This is a genomic window from Kineococcus rugosus (assembly GCF_050871975.1).
In the GTDB taxonomy this organism is placed as follows: Bacteria; Actinomycetota; Actinomycetes; order Actinomycetales; family Kineococcaceae; genus Kineococcus.
The window spans coordinates 1-15,108 of record NZ_JBJLSJ010000041.1 but is presented as its reverse complement, the minus strand read 5'-3'; the positions used below and the strand labels follow the sequence as shown (position 1 = coordinate 15,108).

Here is a 15,108-nt window from a genome sequence, read left to right as displayed (position 1 = left end):
GCGCTGCCGTCTACCTCGGCAGCCCGGCCGCGGAGCTTGAGGGGCTGGATCGGCCGGACGTGCGTCACCCGTCCGGCCCAGCCGGTCCACGCACCGTGAGGGCACGTGCGGTGGTCAAGGGATCGGCGCGCAGGGCCGATGGGGTGGTCGTCCCGGTCGCCGCCCGCCCCGGCACCGCCGCGCACGCGCACCGAACGTGCCCGGCGGGACAGCGGTACCGCCGTCCGGGTGAAGCTCACGACCCCGTCCGGGGGAGCGCCGGGGAACCGGTGCCGGCACCGGCACGGCGCACCGATCCGGGCTCAAGCCGCGGGGCTGGTGGGCCGAAGGAGTGTCTGAGCCTCAAGAGCCTGAGCCCCGTCGACATCACCAGCACGAACCGACGTTCGAAACCCGGAGGGTGGCCCCGTGTCCGATCTCACCAGCGTCGCACTGCACACCGCGTTGAACGGTCTGCAGGCGCGGCAGCGGGCCATCGCCGACAACATCTCGAACATCAACACCAAGGGCTACCTGGCCAACAAGGTGCAGTTCGAGGACGCGCTGGCCAGCGCGGTCGCCGGCGGCTCGGCCCCCGCGGCCGCCACCGCGCAGATCTCCACCAGGAAGTCGCTGGAGCCGACCCGCGAGGACGGCAACAACGTCAACCTCGACGAGGAGACGATCTCGAACATCTCGACCAACCTCAGCTACCAGACGGTGCTGAGCGCGCTGAACTCCAAGTACTCGATGCTGCGCACCGCGATGAGCAGCCAATGACGGGTTGAACCCCCGATCCCCGTCCCCCTGACCTGACATCCGGAGCAGACCCATGAGCATCTTCGACGCGATCGGCATCGCCGGCACCGGCGTCACCGTGAACCGCAAGTGGATGGACGCCGTCAGCGACAACCTGGCGAACATCAACACCGCGACCCGCACGAGCGACCCGGCCTACGAGGCCAAGTACGTCGTCGCCTCCGAGGCCGCCGACGGCAAGGGCACCCAGGTCGCCGGCATCGTCAAGGGCAGCGCCGAGGGCCGGCGGGTGTACGAGCCCACCAACCCGCTGGCCGACGAGCAGGGCTACGTCAAGTACCCCGACATCGACATGAGCACCCAGATGACGAGCCTGATGATGGCCCAGCGCGCCTACCAGGCCAACCTCCAGACGATCACCGCCGCGAAGGACGCCTACACCTCCGCGCTGCAGCTCGGGAAGGGGTGAGGTAGGTGAGCATCGAATCGATCGGTGGCGTCGGGAACGTCGCCGGCGCCCTCGGCACGCTGGCCACCGGCTACGGGCAGGGCATCGCCGACACCGACAACGCGCAGATGACCAGCTCGATCGGCGGCGGCACCGGGACCTCGTACACCGGGACGGTCTCGCCCGTCCAGGCCCGGGGCGTCACCGGGGTCGGCGCGAGCTCCGGGGTGCAGAGCACCCCCGGCACCGAGTTCGCGAGCCTGCTGTCCGGGGGCCTGGACAAGCTGCAGGGGCTGCAGTCCACGTCGGACGACCTGGCCGTCAAGGCGGCCACCGGTGACCTCACCAACGTCCACGACTACATGATCGCCAGCAACGAGGCCCAGCTGGCCACCCAGCTCACCGTCGCCGTCCGCAACAAGGCCGTCGAAGCCTTCAACGAGATCTTGAGGATGCAGGTCTGATGGCCAAGGCCAAGGGAAGCGCGGCGATCGTCGAGAACGCCAAGAACTTCGTCTCCGGTTTCCGGACGTTCACGATCGGCCAGAAGGCCGTCGTCATCGCGGTGGTCGCCGCCCTCATCGGCGGGGCCGTGCTGTTCTCCCAGTGGGCCTCCAAGCCGTCCTACGCGCCGCTGTTCTCGAACCTGTCGGGGACCGACGCCAGCGCGATCACCGAGAAGCTGACCGCCGACGGCGTGCAGTACCAGATCGCCGACGGCGGCAAGTCCATCCTCGTGCCGGCCGACAAGGTCGACGCCGAGCGCCTGGCCATGGCCGGCGCCGGGCTGCCCGCCGAGACCGAGGACAGCACCGGCTCGCTGCTGGCCACCCAGGGCGTCACCGCCTCGGAGTTCGTGCAGCAGCAGGCCTACCAGCAGGACCTCAAGCGCGAGCTGGCCAAGACCATCGGCTCCCTCGCGGGCGTCGACTCCGCCGTGGTCCAGCTGGCCATCCCGGAGAAGGACGTCTTCCTCGACGAGCAGGACCCCACGACCGCCTCGGTCCTGGTCAAGCTCAAGCCGGGCGCGTCGCTGTCCAACGACAACGTCACCTCGATCGTCAACCTCGTCGCCGGCGGCGTCCCGGGCATGGACCCGAAGAACGTCTCCGTGATCGACGGCGAGGGCAACACCCTGTCGACCGACGGGTCCGGCTCGACCGCGCAGAACGAGAAGACCAGCGACTACAACGCCTCGGCCTCCTCCGAGCTGCAGGACTACCTCGAGGGGATCTACGGCAAGGGCAACGTCAAGGCCACGGTCAAGGCGACGCTCGACTTCGACGACAAGACCGTCCAGTCGAAGGAGTACACCCAGCCGCAGCAGATCGACCCGCTGGCGGAGTCGAAGAGCACCGAGACGTACGAGGGTTCCGGCGCCGGCGGTGCCGCCACGGGCGTCCTGGGGCCGGACAACATCCAGGTCCCCGGCGACACCGGCACCACCGGTGACGGCGGCTACGCCAAGGAAGACAGCACCCGCAACAACTCGATCAACGAGACCAACACGGTCATCAAGCAGGCCCCCGGCAAGGTCACCAAGCAGACCGTCTCGGTCGTGCTGAACGCCGGCGCCCAGGGCGCCGCGGCCGCCGCGGACGTCAACCAGGTCACCCAGATCGCCACCCAGGCCGCCGGCGTGGACGCGGCCCGCGGGGACCAGATCACCGTCGTCAAGACCGCCTTCGACGACACCGCCGCCACCGACGCCGCGGCCGCCCTGGCCGAGGCCGAGAAGGCCGAGGAGCAGAACGCCCTCATCGGCTACGCCAAGACCGGCGCCCTGGCCCTGCTCGTCCTGATCATGCTCATCGTGATCCTCGTCGCCTTCCGCCGCCGCAAGGTGGAGCAGGTGGACGTCCTGGACGTCGACCCGCTGCAGCTGGGCGACATCACCGCCCCGGCGGACGACCTCAAGGAAATCGCCCCCGCTGTCGAGAAGCCTGTGGCGATCGAAGCAGCACCGGTCGACCCGGCCCTGGAGGCCGCGGCCGCCCGTCGCACCGAGGTCGTCGAACTCGTCTCCCGCCAGCCCGAGGAAGTCGCGGAACTGCTCCGCGGCTGGCTCGCCGATCGGAGGTCCTGACCCGTGGTGTCCACCGAGCTCGAGGTCGCCCCCCTCAGCGGGGCGCAGAAGGCCGCCGTCCTGCTCCTGCAGGTCGGGCAGGAGAACGCCGCGAAGGTGCTCTCCCACCTGCGCCCGGCCGAGATCGAGGAGCTGACCGCGGAGATCCTGCGGCTGCGCACGGTCAGCCCCGAGGTCGCCGGCGTCGTCCTGGAGGAGTTCCACGGGATGATCGCCTCGCCGCTGCGCGGCGGGCTCGGTGGCCTGGACTTCGCCCAGTCCCTCCTGGAGGGCGCCCTGGGCGCCGACGGCGCGGCCGAGGTCCTCGGCCGCGTCGCCGAGGCGGCCGTGGTGCAGCCCTTCCAGTTCCTGCACCAGGCCGACCCGCAGCAGATCCTCACGTTCCTCACCGGCGAGCACCCGCAGACCATCGCCCTGGTCGTGGCGCACCTGCGCCCGGACCAGGCCTCGATGATCCTCGGCGGGCTCAGCGCCGACATGCAGGCCGACATCGCGCTGCGCATCGCCACCATGGAGGCGACCAGCTCCGAGTACGTCCGCCTCGTCGAGGACGTCGTCCAGCGCCGCACCTCCACGGTGCTGCAGGCCAAGACGAACACCGCCGTCGGCGGCGTCCAGCCCCTGGTCGACATCATCAACCGCGCCGACCGCGGCACCGAGCGCTCCATCCTGGAGGGCCTGGCGACCAAGAACGCGGCGCTGGCCGAGGAGATCCGCGGCCTCATGTTCGTCTTCGAGGACATCACCACCCTCGACGACCGCGCCATCCAGCTCGTGCTGCGCGGCGTGGAGACCGCCGACCTCGCCACCGCCCTCAAGGGCGTCACCGAGACCGTCCGGGACAAGATCCTCAAGAACGTCTCCGAGCGCGCCCGGGAGAACCTCCTGGACGAGATCGAGCTCATGGGCCCGGTCCGCATGTCCGCGGTCGAGGAGTCGCAGCAGAAGGTCGTCGCGATCATCCGCCAGCTCGAGGAGTCCGGCCAGATCGTGCTGACCCGTGGCGGTGACGATGACTTCGTCGCGTAGTTTCGTGCGGGCCGACACCCGGCCCGCCCCCACGCGCGACCCCCGGGTGTTCGTCGCGGTCCCGGCCGCGACGAGCACCTCCGCCCGCGGGTTCGTGGGCCTCGACCTCGCCCCGCGCGAGGACACCGAGGAACTGGCGCAGCTGCGCGAGCGGGCCCGCACCGAGGGCTACGCCGCCGGCTGGGCCGCCGGCATGCGCCAGGGCGCCGAGAAGGCCGCCGCGGAGCTGGAGGCCCAGAAGGAGGCCGCGCACACCGCGGCCCGGCTGGACCGCGAGGAGCGCCGCGCGGCCCGCGGCCGGGCCGAGGAGGCCCTGCTGGCCGCCGGCGACGCCCTGCGCGCCGAGCGCGAACCCGCCATCGGCGCCCTGGCCGACACCGTCCTCGAGCTCGCCCTCGAGCTCGCCGGGGCCGTCCTGGACCGCGAGGTGCAGCTGATGGACTCGCCCGTCGGCGAGGCCGTGCGCCGCGCCCTCAAGCCCCTGGACGCCGAGAAGCCCGTCACCGTCCGCGTCCACCCGGACGACTTGAGCGCCCTGACGGGTGACGCCCTCAAGGGGAAGCACGCATCGTCCGACACAGAACTCGTGAGCTTCCTCCCCGACCCCGCCATCGCACCGGGTGACGCGATCGCCCGCCAGGGTGACACCGAGGTGGATGCCGGCCTGCGCGCCAGCATCTCCCGCGCCCTGGGTGCCCTCGTCGGAGAGGGCCTGGACGGAGTCCAGGCGTGAACGCCCCGACGAACCTGCTCAGCACCCGCCTCGCCGCCGGCGTGCGCGAGCTCCTGGCCCCCCAGGTCGCCCGCGCCGCCACGGCCGCCGCCCCCCAGGTCATCGGCCGCGTCAGCGGCATCGTCGGGCTCTCCGTCGAGGTCGCCGGCCTCGAGGCCGCCGTGGGGGAGACGATCCTGCTCGGCGACCACCGCTGCTCCATCCCCGCCGAGGTCGTCGCCGCCGAGGGCTCCAAGCTGCGCTGCCTGCCGCTGGGGCACCTCACCGGCCTGGCCGCCGGCGCCCCCGCCGTCGCCACCCGCCGCCCCTCCGACGTCCCCGTCGGCCCGTCCCTGCTGGGGCGCGTCGTCGACGCCATGGGCAACCCCCTCGACGGCGGCGAGCCCCTCGTCGCCGCCCCCCGCGCCGCCCTGCACGCCACGCCGCCGCCGGCCCTGACCCGCGGCCGCGTCGACACCCCGCTGGGGCTGGGCGTGCGCGCCCTGGACACCCTGGTGCCCGCCGGCCGCGGCCAGCGCTTCGGCATCTTCGCCGGCTCCGGCGTCGGCAAGTCCTCGCTGCTGTCGATGATCGCCCGCGGCACCTCCGCCGACGTGTCCGTGCTGGCCCTCATCGGCGAGCGCGGCCGCGAGGTCCGCGAGTTCCTCGAGGACGACCTGGGCCCGGAGGGCCTGGCCCGCTCCGTCGTCGTCATCGCCACCTCCGACGAGGCCCCCGTGCTGCGGCTGCGCGCCTCCCTGACCGCCACCGCGATCTCGGAGTCCTTCCGCGACATGGGCGCCGACGTCGTCCTCATGATGGACTCCCTCACCCGCGTCTCCATGGCCCAGCGCGAGATCGGCCTGTCCGTCGGCGAGCCCCCCGCCACCCGCGGGTACCCGCCGAGCGTGTTCGCCCTCATGCCCCGCCTCCTGGAGCGCGCCGGGCCCGGCGTCACCGGCTCCATCACCGGGATCTACACCGTCCTGGTCGACGGCGACGACCACAACGAGCCCATCGCCGACACCGCCCGCTCCATCCTCGACGGCCACGTCGTCCTGGACCGCCGCCTGGCCACCGCCGGGCACTTCCCGACCATCGACGTCCTCGACTCCGTCTCCCGCGTCGCCGGCCGCGTCACCACGCCCCAGCAGAAGAGCGCCGCGACCGCCCTGCGCCGCGTCATGGCCGCCCACCGCGAGGCCAAGGAGCTGATCGACGTCGGCGCCTACCAGCCCGGCGCCAACCCCGAGGTCGACGCGGCCGTCGCGCACCTGCCGGCGATCAACGCGTTCCTGCGCCAGGACATCCACGACATCACCCCCGCCGACCAGGCGTGGGCCCAGCTGCAGCAGCTCGTCCAGAGCTTCGGAGGTGCCCGGTGAGCGCTGCCAAGGCCATCTTGGCCCTGCTGAAGCTCCGCAAGGTCCAGGCCGACCAGATCAAGGTCGACGTCGCGGCCGCGAACGCGGTGCTGCGCAACGAGCAGCGCCGCGCCGCCCGCGTGCGCCGCGAGCTCGGCGAGGCGCACCTGACCGACGAGACCATGGCCGCCTGGACCGCCGCCGTGGCCCGCCGCTCCGCCCTCGTCGCCGACCTGGAGAACACCCGCGCCCTCGTGGCCCGCGCCGAGATCGACCTGGGGGAGAAGCAGGCCGCCTGGGCCCGCGCCCGCCGCGCCGAGCGCTCCCTGGAGCGCATCGTCGAGCGCCACGAGCAGGCCCAGGAGGAGGCCGCGCTGCGCGCCGACCAGAAGGCCCTCGACGACCGCACGGTCGCCGAGTTCGCCGCCAGGGCCCGCCGCCGCGCCCAGCTCGAGGGCGGTGACCGGTGAGCGTCGCCGAGATCCAGTCCCGCATCGCCGCCATCGAGGCCCGGATCGCGCAGTTCACCGGCACCGCCCTGGGGCAGACGCTCGCCACGGCCACCCCGGTGCTCGCCTCGTCCGCCTCCTCCGCCACGTCCGCCCCGGGGGCCTCGTCCGCGTTCGCCGACGTGCTGTCCACCACCGGGTCGGGCGCCTCGGGCGCCGCCGGAGTCCTGGGCCGCGGCCTGCGCTCCCTCAACGACTCCTCGGCGGGCCAGCAGCTGCTCGCCGTCGCCCAGCAGTACACCGGCACCCCCTACAAGTGGGGCGGCACCACCCCGGCCGGCTTCGACTGCTCCGGCCTCGTCCAGTACGCCGGCAAGCAGGTCGGCCTCACGCTGCCGCGCACCGCGGCCCAGCAGGCCAAGGTCGGCACCGAGGTGCCGTCCCTGGCCCAGGCCCGGGCCGGCGACCTCGTCGTCCTGGAGAACGGCCACCACATCGGGATCTACGTCGGCGACGGCAAGATGCTGCACGCGCCGAAGGCGGGGGACGTCGTGAAGATCTCCAAGGTCTGGGAGACGCCCATGACCATCCGCCGCCTCGGGACCGCCCTGACGACCGGCGTGGGCACCACCGCCGCCGGGGTCGCCCTGGCCGCCGGCGCCCTGACCGGCGTGGCGAGCACCCAGGCCGACTCCTCCTCCTACGTGCGGCCCGCCTCGCTGTCGGCCACCGCCGCGAAGGCGACCGCGAAGTCCGCCCCCTACGAGGCCGCCTTCGCCGCCGCCGAGCAGCAGCACGGCCTGCCCGCCGGCCTCCTGCGGGCCGTCGCCAAGCAGGAGTCCGGGTTCAACCCGAACGCCAAGAGCCCCGCCGGCGCGACGGGCCTGATGCAGTTCATGCCCGCCACCGCCCGCAGCCTCGGCATCGACCCGCGCGACCCGTTCGCCTCCATCGACGCCGCCGGCAAGTACCTCGCCACGCAGCTGAAGACCTTCGGGTCCGTCCCCCTGGCCCTGGCCGCCTACAACGCCGGGCCCGGCAACGTGAAGAAGCACGGCGGCATCCCGCCGTTCGCCGAGACCCAGAACTACGTCAAGAAGATCACCGCCGACCTCGGGAGTGCCGCGTGAGCGCCAACCTGTCCGTGACCGCCCTGCCGTTCCCGGTGGGCGCCCCCCGCGAGGCCACCCGCCCCACCGCCGGCTTCGACGCCGACTTCGCCGACTCCTTCGGGCAGGCCGTCCAGGACCTGCGCACCGCCGCCCGCGACGAGCGCGGACCCCGCGAGGACCGCCCCGCGCGGACCGAGCGCGACCAGCCGGCCGGCGCGGTCCGCACCGGCCGCGCCGACGACGCGCGCCCCGACGCCCCCGCCCGCACCGACCGCGCGCAGGAGAAGGCCGCCGACCGCGCCCACGAGCACCGCGCCGACCGGGCCGACCGCGCCGACCGCGCTGAGCGGACGGACCGCACCGGGACCGCCCGCCCGGCCCGCCCCGGCCGCACCGCCGCCGAGGAGGACGGCGCCGCCGTCGACACCGACGAGCAGGCCACCGCGGGCACCGGGACGACCCCGGCCCCGGCCATCCCCGTCGACCCCGCGCTGCTCGGGCTGCCCGCGGCCCTGCGCGCCGCGCTGACCCCGAAGGTCGCCGCCGACAGCGGGACCACCGACGGCACCACCGACGCCACCACGGCCACCCCGGTCACGACCGCCGCCGCGACCGGCGTCGCGCCCACCGCCGCACCGCTCACCGCCGCCGGCCCGCCCGTCACCGTCGAGAAGGCCACCGTCGGCGGGGCCACCACCCCGGCCCTCGCGACCACCCAGCCCCTCGTCGACGCCGCGCCCACCGCGACCGCCACCGCTGCGACCGCCACGGCCACCGCGGCCACCCCGCTCACCGCCGGTCCCGCTGCCGCGCAGCAGGTCGCGCCCGGCGCGCCCACCGCGCCGGCCGGGGCCACCGGGACCGCCGACCCCGTCGCCGCGGCGATCGCGAGCGCGACCGTCACCTCGACGCCCGCCGCCCCCGCCGCGGTGCCCGCCGCGGTGCAGACCGCCGTCACCGGCCTGCCGCAGCACGCGCGGCCGGACGCCGCGGCCACCCCGGCGGCGACCGCGACCGCTGCGGCGCCCGTCGCGGCGCCCGTCGTGGCCGCCGCGGCCGCGCCGGCCGGCCAGCCCGCCCCGTCCACCCCGGCCGGGCCCGTGGCCGTGGACACCGCGGCGCCCGCCGTCGCGGTCCCCGCCGGTGCGGGGGAGACCCCCGGCCAGAGCGGCGGCCAGCAGACCGGGCAGCAGACCGGCCAGCAGAGCGGGCAGCAGCCCGGCCAGCAGAGCGGGCAGCAGCCCGGCCAGCAGACCGGGCAGCAGGCCCCGGCCCCGCAGGTCCTCCCGTCCGCCGCCCGCGGCGCGGACCAGGCCCCGGCCCAGCCGCTGCCGACCGCACCGGCCACCGCCACCGCCCCGGCCGCGCCGGCCGCGGCGCCGGTCACCGCCGCGGCCACGCCGGTGCGGCCCGCCGCCGTGGACCCGGCCACCGTCCTGGTGCCCGCGCAGGCCCCCTCGGTCACCGGGACCGCCACCGTGACCGCCCCGGCCACCGCGACCGCCTCCACCCCGCCCGCGCCGCTGCCGCTGACCAACCCGGCCGCCTTCGCGCACGGGGTCGCCGGCAAGGTCGAGGACCTCCCGCACTCCGACGCGGTGCACCGCATGACCGTCGAGGTCACCCCCGAGGGCCTGGGCCCGGTCAAGGTCACCGCCGAGGTCAGCGGGGGAGCGCTGCACGTCTCCCTCGCCGGGGCCTCCGAGGCCGCCCGGCACGCGCTGAAGGCCGCCGTCGGCGACCTGCAGCGGGAACTGGCGACCACGAGCTTCACCCAGACCACCGTCGACGTGCGGGCCGACTCCGGCAGCTCCCAGCAGGGCCGCTCGGCCGACGCGCAGACCGGTCAGGGCCAGCAGGGGTCCTCGGGCCAGCAGGGCTCGTCCGGGCAGCACAGCGCCGGCCACAGCGCCCGGTCGGCGTTCTCGGCCGCCGCCGCCGAGCGCCGCGCGGCCCGCGAGCTCGCCGCCGCGGCCGACGGCCGCGTGGACCTGAGCGTCTGAACCGCTCCAGGCCCCGATCCACCCGTCCGGACGCGGTGGTTCCCCGTTCGGGCTACAGCTCCTCACCCGTTCGACCGAAGGAGTAGGCATGACGATCGATGCGGCCAGCGGGGCGAGCAGCTTCTACGCCTCCCTCACGGCCAACTCCGACGCCCTCGCGGCGGCCTCGGCGACCAAGACCGCCAACGCCACCGACACCTCGGCCGCGGCGACGAAGAAGACCAAGGACGACAAGGACATGTTCCTCAAGCTCCTGGTCGCCCAGCTGAAGTACCAGGACCCGTCCAAGCCGGCCGACACGACCGCCTTCATGGCCCAGACGGCGCAGTTCTCCGCGCTGGAGGCCATGCAGGACGTCGCCACCCAGTCCAGCACGATGGTCGCGGCGCAGAACAAGCTGCAGGCCAGCACCCTGGTCGGGCAGCACGTGTCCTACACCGACCCGAACGGCAAGGTCGTGAGCGGTGAGGTCAAGTCCGTCTCGTTCACCCAGGGCTCGGCCGGTGGGACCAACGGCGAGCCGGTCCTGAACGTCGGCGGCGTCAGCGTCGTCCTGTCCAAGGTCACCGGCGTCGGCACCATCGACGCCGCCGCGGTCAACGCGGCGGCCGAGGTGAAGGCCCCGGCCGCGGGCACCACCGCCCCCGCGGGCACCGCCGGCGGTTCGCCCACCTCCACCGGTTCGCCCACCGCGTCCTCCGGAAGCTCGAGCACCCCCGGTGCCACGGGAACCTCCGGAGCCACGGGGACCTCCCAGGCCCCTGGGACCACCCCGAACTCCGGAACCACCGGAACCCCGGGTCCGACGGGCTCCTCGCAGTCCGCCTGATCCGCCCGCTCGTCCCTCCCGTACCTCCCCGTCAGCCCCCTCGAAAGGTCTGAAGCATGCTCCGCTCCATGTTCTCCGGCGTCAGCGGCCTCCGTTCGCACCAGACGATGATGGACGTCGTCGGCAACAACATCGCCAACGTCAACACCGCCGGGTTCAAGAGCTCCGGTGTCGTCTTCGCCGACACGCTGTCGCAGCTCACCAAGGCCGCCGGCGCGCCGACCGACGCCAACGGCGGCACCAACCCCTCGCAGGTCGGCCTCGGTGTCCGCGTCCAGGCGATCACCCAGAACATGACCCAGGGCTCGGCGCAGGCGACCGGCAAGTCGACCGACCTGATGCTGCAGGGCGACGGCATGTTCGCCGTCCAGCAGGGCGACGGGGTCTTCTACAGCCGCAACGGTTCCTTCACCCTCGACGCGAACGGGTCGGTCGTCACCAACGACGGCGCCTACGTCATGGGCTGGAAGCCGGACGCCAACGGGGACATCAACACCAACAGCCAGATCCAGAAGCTGGTCATCCCCTCCGACACGGTGATGCCGGCCAAGGCGACGACCACCGGCACCATCACGGGGAACCTGGACAACACCCCGGTCGGCGGCAAGACGCCCCCGGCTCCCACGACCACGTTCAAGGGCTACGACGAGCAGGGCAACCTGACGACCGTCCAGGTGCGCTTCCAGAACAAGGGCACGTACGCCTCGGGGACGTACACCAAGTCGAACGAGTGGGACGTGCAGATCTGGGACCCGAGCGCCAACAGCGGCGCCGGTGACTGGGGAACTGCCGTCACCACCCTCAACTTCGGCGGAGCCACCCCGGGCGCCCCTGCCGCCACGCGGGTCTACCCGAACGTGACGTTCAACGACGCAGCGGGTGTCCCGCACACCATCACCCTGGACCTCAAGGGCCTGTCCGGCTACGTCGGCACCTCCGGCACCAGCTCCATCCAGGGCACCGAGAACGGCGCCCCGATCGGGACGCTGACCAGCTACTCCTTCGGCACCGACGGCGTCATCACCGGCTCGTACTCCAACGGGTACAAGCAGTCCCTGGGCCAGGTCGCCATCGCGTCGTTCAACAACGCCGCGGGTCTGCGCAAGGAGGGCAACTCCCTCTACAGCGTCTCGACGAACTCGGGGAACCCGGTCTTCGGCATCGCCGGCCAGGCCGGCCGCGGCGGCATCCTCGCCGGTTCGCTGGAGATGTCGAACGTCGACCTGTCGGCGGAGTTCACCAACCTCATCCTCGCCCAGCGCGGTTTCCAGGCGAACTCGAAGGTCATCACGACCTCCGACGACGTCCTGCAGGAGCTGGTCAACCTCAAGCGCTGACGCTGAACCACCGCTGCGAGCCCGGTCAAGGCCGGGCCCGCAGCTGCCGACACCCTCTCGGAGCAACCGCTCCGAGAGGGTGTTCTGCTTCCCGGGTTCCGTCGCGGAGAGTGACATCCGGTGGCCCGTTAGCACGAACGGGTGCATGGTGCAACCCCCTCTCAGGTCCACGCCGGCACCGCCGATGGACTGGGTGGAAACACCCAGCCCACGGACGGGCGCCCCCGCCTCCATCGCCAAGGACGGACCACACGTGATCCTCGTGACTCGCCTCAACGGGTCGGTGTTCGCCGTGAACCCCGATCTGATCCAGCGCGTCGACTCGACCCCTGACACCGTCATCACGCTCGTCGACGGCGCGAAGTTCGTCGTCACCGAGCCGCTGGGCGAGGTCATCGAGCGCGTCATGGCCTTCCGCGCGCGCGTCGTCGCGACCGCGCACTCGCTGGAGGAGACGGGGACGGCCGACGTCCTCGAGCTGCCCGCGCACCCGCAGGACCTCTCCACCGACCACCAGACCACCAGCACGACCGACGGCGACCTGCCGGCCCCGGTCCCGCTGCACCGCAGGAGGCCGTGAGCCATGGACTTCGCATTCATCGGCGGCCTCGTCGTCACCGTCGCCGCCGTCCTCTGGACGCAGAGCCACGAGGGCGGTTCGCTCTCCGACATCCTGCTGCCCGGCCCGCTGGTCCTGGTGATCATCGGCACCATCGGCGTCGGGGTCATGGGCGGCATCCTGAAGGACGGGATCGGCGCCATCAACCAGGTCAAGAAGGCGTTCCTGGGCAAGCCCAAGAACGCCGGCGAGACCGTGGGCGTCATCGTCAAGATGGCCGAGCGCGCCCGCCGCGAGGGCCTGCTGGCCCTGGAGGACGCCATCAAGGAGGTCGACGACGAGTTCCTGCGCAACGGGCTCCAGACCGCGATCGACGGCACCGACCCCGACGAGCTGTACGAGATCCTCACCGCCCAGATCCAGGCCAAGAAGGCCGCGGACAAGCAGGGCGCGAAGATCTTCGGCGACATGGGTGGTTACGCCCCCAGCGTCGGCATCTGCGGCACCGTCATCTCGCTCACCGTCGTGCTCGCGAACCTGTCCGACGCCGCGGCCCTCGGCCCGATGATCGCCGGCGCGTTCGTCGCGACCTTCTGGGGCGTGGCCAGCGCCAACATCCTGTACCTGCCGATGCAGAGCCGCCTGATGCGCCTGTCGGCGCTGGAGACCGCGCAGATGGAGCTGGTCGTCGAGGGCATCCTCGCCATCCAGGCCGGCTCCAACCCGCGCTCGGTCGCCAAGAAGCTCGAGAGCCTGCTGCCCCCGGGCACCACGGTCCCGGACGCGAAGGCGGCCTGATGTCCGCAGCGCACAAGCGGCGCCACAAGCACGAGGAGCACGAGGAGCACGCCAACCACGAACGCTGGCTGGTGGCCTACGCCGACATGCTGACGGTCCTCATGGCGCTGTTCATCGTCCTCTTCGCCCTCAGCCAGGTCGACCAGCTGAAGTTCGCCCAGTTCAAGGACGGCCTCACCAAGGGCACCAGCAGCAGCAACCAGGCGGTGTCCGGCAGCGCCGGGATCCTGGAGGCCACCAACGGCGACATGCCCATCGACATCGCGCCGAACTCCACCGGGCAGCCGCTGCAGCAGAGCATCTCCAGCGAGGACCGCGAGGTCCTGCAGCGGGCGCGCACCGCGCAGACCGCCGCGGACCTCAACGCCGCCAAGCAGGAGGTCCAGGACTACCGCGAGATCGAGGCGCGGATCGACGCGGCCCTGGCCGCCGACGGCAACCAGGACCAGGTGACGTACCGCATCACCGCCGACGGCCTGGTCGTCGGCCTGGTCGCCGACAACGTCTTCTTCGCCAACGCCTCCGCCGAGGTGGAGCAGACCGGTCGCGAGGTCCTCGACGCGATCGCGCCGATCCTGGCGACGCTGCCCAACGACGTCGCCGTGCAGGGGCACACGAACAACCTCCCGCTGAGCGGCAGCGCGCGCTACCGCGACAACTGGGACCTGTCCGCGGCCCGGGCCATGACCGTCGTGCAGCGCTTCGCCGCCGCCGGCCTGCCCGTGGCGCGCCTGTCCGGGACCGGTTACGCCGACTCCCGCCCGCTGTACCCGGCCGAGGACCCCAAGGCCCTGACCGGCAACCGCCGCGTCGACCTGGTCGTCGCCTCGCCGAGCTCGGACGCCGTCAAGGCGCTGCTGCCGGAGGTCGCGCAGCAGACCGGCACCGGCGACGGCCCGCAGGAACTGACCGGCACCACCGACACCACCACCGGCAGCACCGACGCCTCCTCGACGGGCACCGTCGAGACGGGCGACGCCACCGCCGACATCTCGGCGGGCATCTCGCCGAACCTGGCGTCCAACGTCGCCCACTGACCCGACACCACCGCGAAGGAGGCCACCATGGCCAAGAAGGACAAGGCCGACGGCGAGGCGAAGCCCGGCGGCGCCAAGAAGCTCATCATCATCGGCGCGGCCGCGGCCGTGCTGCTGGCCGGCGGGACCGGTGCCGGGGTGTTCCTGCTCACCAAGGGCGACACCGCCGCCGCCTCGGAGGCGACCCCGACCCCGACGCTGACCCCGGGCACCGTCACCGCGCTGGACCCGATCAGCGTGAACCTCGCCGACGGGCACTACCTGAAGATCGGGGTGGCCCTGCAGGGGGTCGCCGCGGCCGAGGGTGAGGGTGGCCACGGCAGCGGCGGCGACGCCCTCGACGGCTCCAAGGCGTTCGACCTGATCATCTCCCAGTTCTCCAACCTGTCGATGAAGGACCTGGAGAACGCCGAGCAGCGCGACCACCTCAAGAACGAGCTGCAGACGAAGATCGTCGAGGCGTACACCACGCACGACGAGGAGGGGGCCGAGGTCCCCGAGGTCATGGGCATCTACCTGACCAGCTTCGTCATGCAGTGACGCCCTCCCGGGCGACCACCCGCTGACCGCCGGACGGCCGGCACCCCCCGAGCCCGGGGGGTGCCGG

At 73.1% G+C, this 15,108-nt stretch carries 16 protein-coding genes; all 16 read left to right on the top strand.

The window, feature by feature from the left end; genetic code table 11:
• Positions 1 to 408 precede the first annotated feature (408 nt).
• The 16 genes from flgB (at position 409) to ACRYM6_RS19550 (ending at position 15,041) form a co-directional block, all read left to right on the top strand.
• The gene (flgB, locus tag ACRYM6_RS19625) at positions 409 to 759 is read left to right on the top strand and encodes a flagellar basal body rod protein FlgB (protein WP_432544573.1); all 351 of its coding nucleotides are present in this window, start codon (positions 409 to 411) and stop codon (positions 757 to 759) included.
• A gap of 52 nt (positions 760 to 811) precedes the next feature.
• Positions 812 to 1,207 carry a flagellar basal body rod protein FlgC gene (gene flgC, locus ACRYM6_RS19620; protein WP_432544572.1) on the top strand — a complete coding sequence of 132 codons (396 nt, stop codon included), beginning with the start codon at positions 812 to 814 and terminating at the stop codon, positions 1,205 to 1,207.
• 5 nt (positions 1,208 to 1,212) lie between these two features.
• Positions 1,213 to 1,650 carry a flagellar hook-basal body complex protein FliE gene (gene fliE / locus ACRYM6_RS19615; RefSeq protein ID WP_432544571.1) on the top strand — a complete coding sequence of 146 codons (438 nt, stop codon included), beginning with the start codon at positions 1,213 to 1,215 and terminating at the stop codon, positions 1,648 to 1,650.
• Entirely contained in the window at positions 1,650 to 3,272 is a 1,623-nt protein-coding gene (fliF, locus tag ACRYM6_RS19610; protein WP_432544570.1) for a flagellar basal-body MS-ring/collar protein FliF, read from the top strand. The genes fliE and fliF overlap by 1 nt, the downstream gene beginning before the upstream one ends.
• A gap of 3 nt (positions 3,273 to 3,275) precedes the next feature.
• Entirely contained in the window at positions 3,276 to 4,301 is a 1,026-nt protein-coding gene (gene fliG, locus ACRYM6_RS19605) for a flagellar motor switch protein FliG (protein WP_432544569.1), read from the top strand.
• Between the two features lie 4 nt (positions 4,302 to 4,305).
• A complete protein-coding gene (locus tag ACRYM6_RS19600; RefSeq protein WP_432544568.1) occupies positions 4,306 to 5,034 on the top strand; it encodes a FliH/SctL family protein in 729 nt (242 codons plus the stop codon).
• Positions 5,035 to 5,075: 41 nt separating this feature from the next.
• Positions 5,076 to 6,398, top strand: a complete 1,323-nt coding sequence (locus tag ACRYM6_RS19595) for a FliI/YscN family ATPase (RefSeq protein WP_432544598.1) — start codon at positions 5,076 to 5,078, stop codon at positions 6,396 to 6,398.
• Positions 6,395 to 6,847, top strand: a complete 453-nt coding sequence (locus tag ACRYM6_RS19590) for a hypothetical protein (protein ID WP_432544567.1) — start codon at positions 6,395 to 6,397, stop codon at positions 6,845 to 6,847. Before ACRYM6_RS19595 ends, ACRYM6_RS19590 begins: the two co-directional genes overlap by 4 nt.
• A complete protein-coding gene (locus tag ACRYM6_RS19585; protein ID WP_432544566.1) occupies positions 6,844 to 7,956 on the top strand; it encodes a transglycosylase SLT domain-containing protein in 1,113 nt (370 codons plus the stop codon). The genes ACRYM6_RS19590 and ACRYM6_RS19585 overlap by 4 nt, the downstream gene beginning before the upstream one ends.
• A complete protein-coding gene (gene fliK / locus ACRYM6_RS19580; protein ID WP_432544565.1) occupies positions 7,953 to 9,941 on the top strand; it encodes a flagellar hook-length control protein FliK in 1,989 nt (662 codons plus the stop codon). Before ACRYM6_RS19585 ends, fliK begins: the two co-directional genes overlap by 4 nt.
• Before the next feature lie 88 nt (positions 9,942 to 10,029).
• Positions 10,030 to 10,770, top strand: a complete 741-nt coding sequence (locus ACRYM6_RS19575; protein WP_432544564.1) for a flagellar hook capping FlgD N-terminal domain-containing protein — start codon at positions 10,030 to 10,032, stop codon at positions 10,768 to 10,770.
• 56 nt (positions 10,771 to 10,826) lie between these two features.
• A complete protein-coding gene (locus ACRYM6_RS19570; protein WP_432544563.1) occupies positions 10,827 to 12,107 on the top strand; it encodes a flagellar hook protein FlgE in 1,281 nt (426 codons plus the stop codon).
• Positions 12,108 to 12,360: 253 nt separating this feature from the next.
• Complete coding sequence (locus ACRYM6_RS19565) at positions 12,361 to 12,687, top strand: flagellar FlbD family protein (protein WP_432544562.1); 327 nt, start codon at positions 12,361 to 12,363, stop codon at positions 12,685 to 12,687.
• A 3-nt stretch (positions 12,688 to 12,690) separates the two neighbouring features.
• Positions 12,691 to 13,464 carry a motility protein A gene (locus ACRYM6_RS19560; protein WP_432544561.1) on the top strand — a complete coding sequence of 258 codons (774 nt, stop codon included), beginning with the start codon at positions 12,691 to 12,693 and terminating at the stop codon, positions 13,462 to 13,464.
• Positions 13,464 to 14,501, top strand: a complete 1,038-nt coding sequence (locus ACRYM6_RS19555) for an OmpA/MotB family protein (protein ID WP_432544560.1) — start codon at positions 13,464 to 13,466, stop codon at positions 14,499 to 14,501. The genes ACRYM6_RS19560 and ACRYM6_RS19555 overlap by 1 nt, the downstream gene beginning before the upstream one ends.
• 27 nt (positions 14,502 to 14,528) lie before the next feature.
• Positions 14,529 to 15,041 (top strand): flagellar basal body-associated FliL family protein, encoded by a 513-nt coding sequence (locus tag ACRYM6_RS19550; protein ID WP_432544559.1) that lies wholly within the window; start codon positions 14,529 to 14,531, stop codon positions 15,039 to 15,041.
• Positions 15,042 to 15,108: the final 67 nt, after the last annotated feature.

Bases quoted from the DNA above. Each gene is read 5' to 3' on its own strand.
- flgC (WP_432544572.1), top strand. From the start codon at position 812: ATGAGCATCTTCGACGCGATCGGCATCGCCGGCACCGGCGTCACCGTG.
- fliF (WP_432544570.1), top strand. From the start codon at position 1,650: ATGGCCAAGGCCAAGGGAAGCGCGGCGATCGTCGAGAACGCCAAGAAC.
- ACRYM6_RS19575 (WP_432544564.1), top strand. From the start codon at position 10,030: ATGACGATCGATGCGGCCAGCGGGGCGAGCAGCTTCTACGCCTCCCTC.
- ACRYM6_RS19570 (WP_432544563.1), top strand. From the start codon at position 10,827: ATGCTCCGCTCCATGTTCTCCGGCGTCAGCGGCCTCCGTTCGCACCAG.
- ACRYM6_RS19560 (WP_432544561.1), top strand. From the start codon at position 12,691: ATGGACTTCGCATTCATCGGCGGCCTCGTCGTCACCGTCGCCGCCGTC.
- ACRYM6_RS19555 (WP_432544560.1), top strand. From the start codon at position 13,464: ATGTCCGCAGCGCACAAGCGGCGCCACAAGCACGAGGAGCACGAGGAG.
- ACRYM6_RS19550 (WP_432544559.1), top strand. From the start codon at position 14,529: ATGGCCAAGAAGGACAAGGCCGACGGCGAGGCGAAGCCCGGCGGCGCC.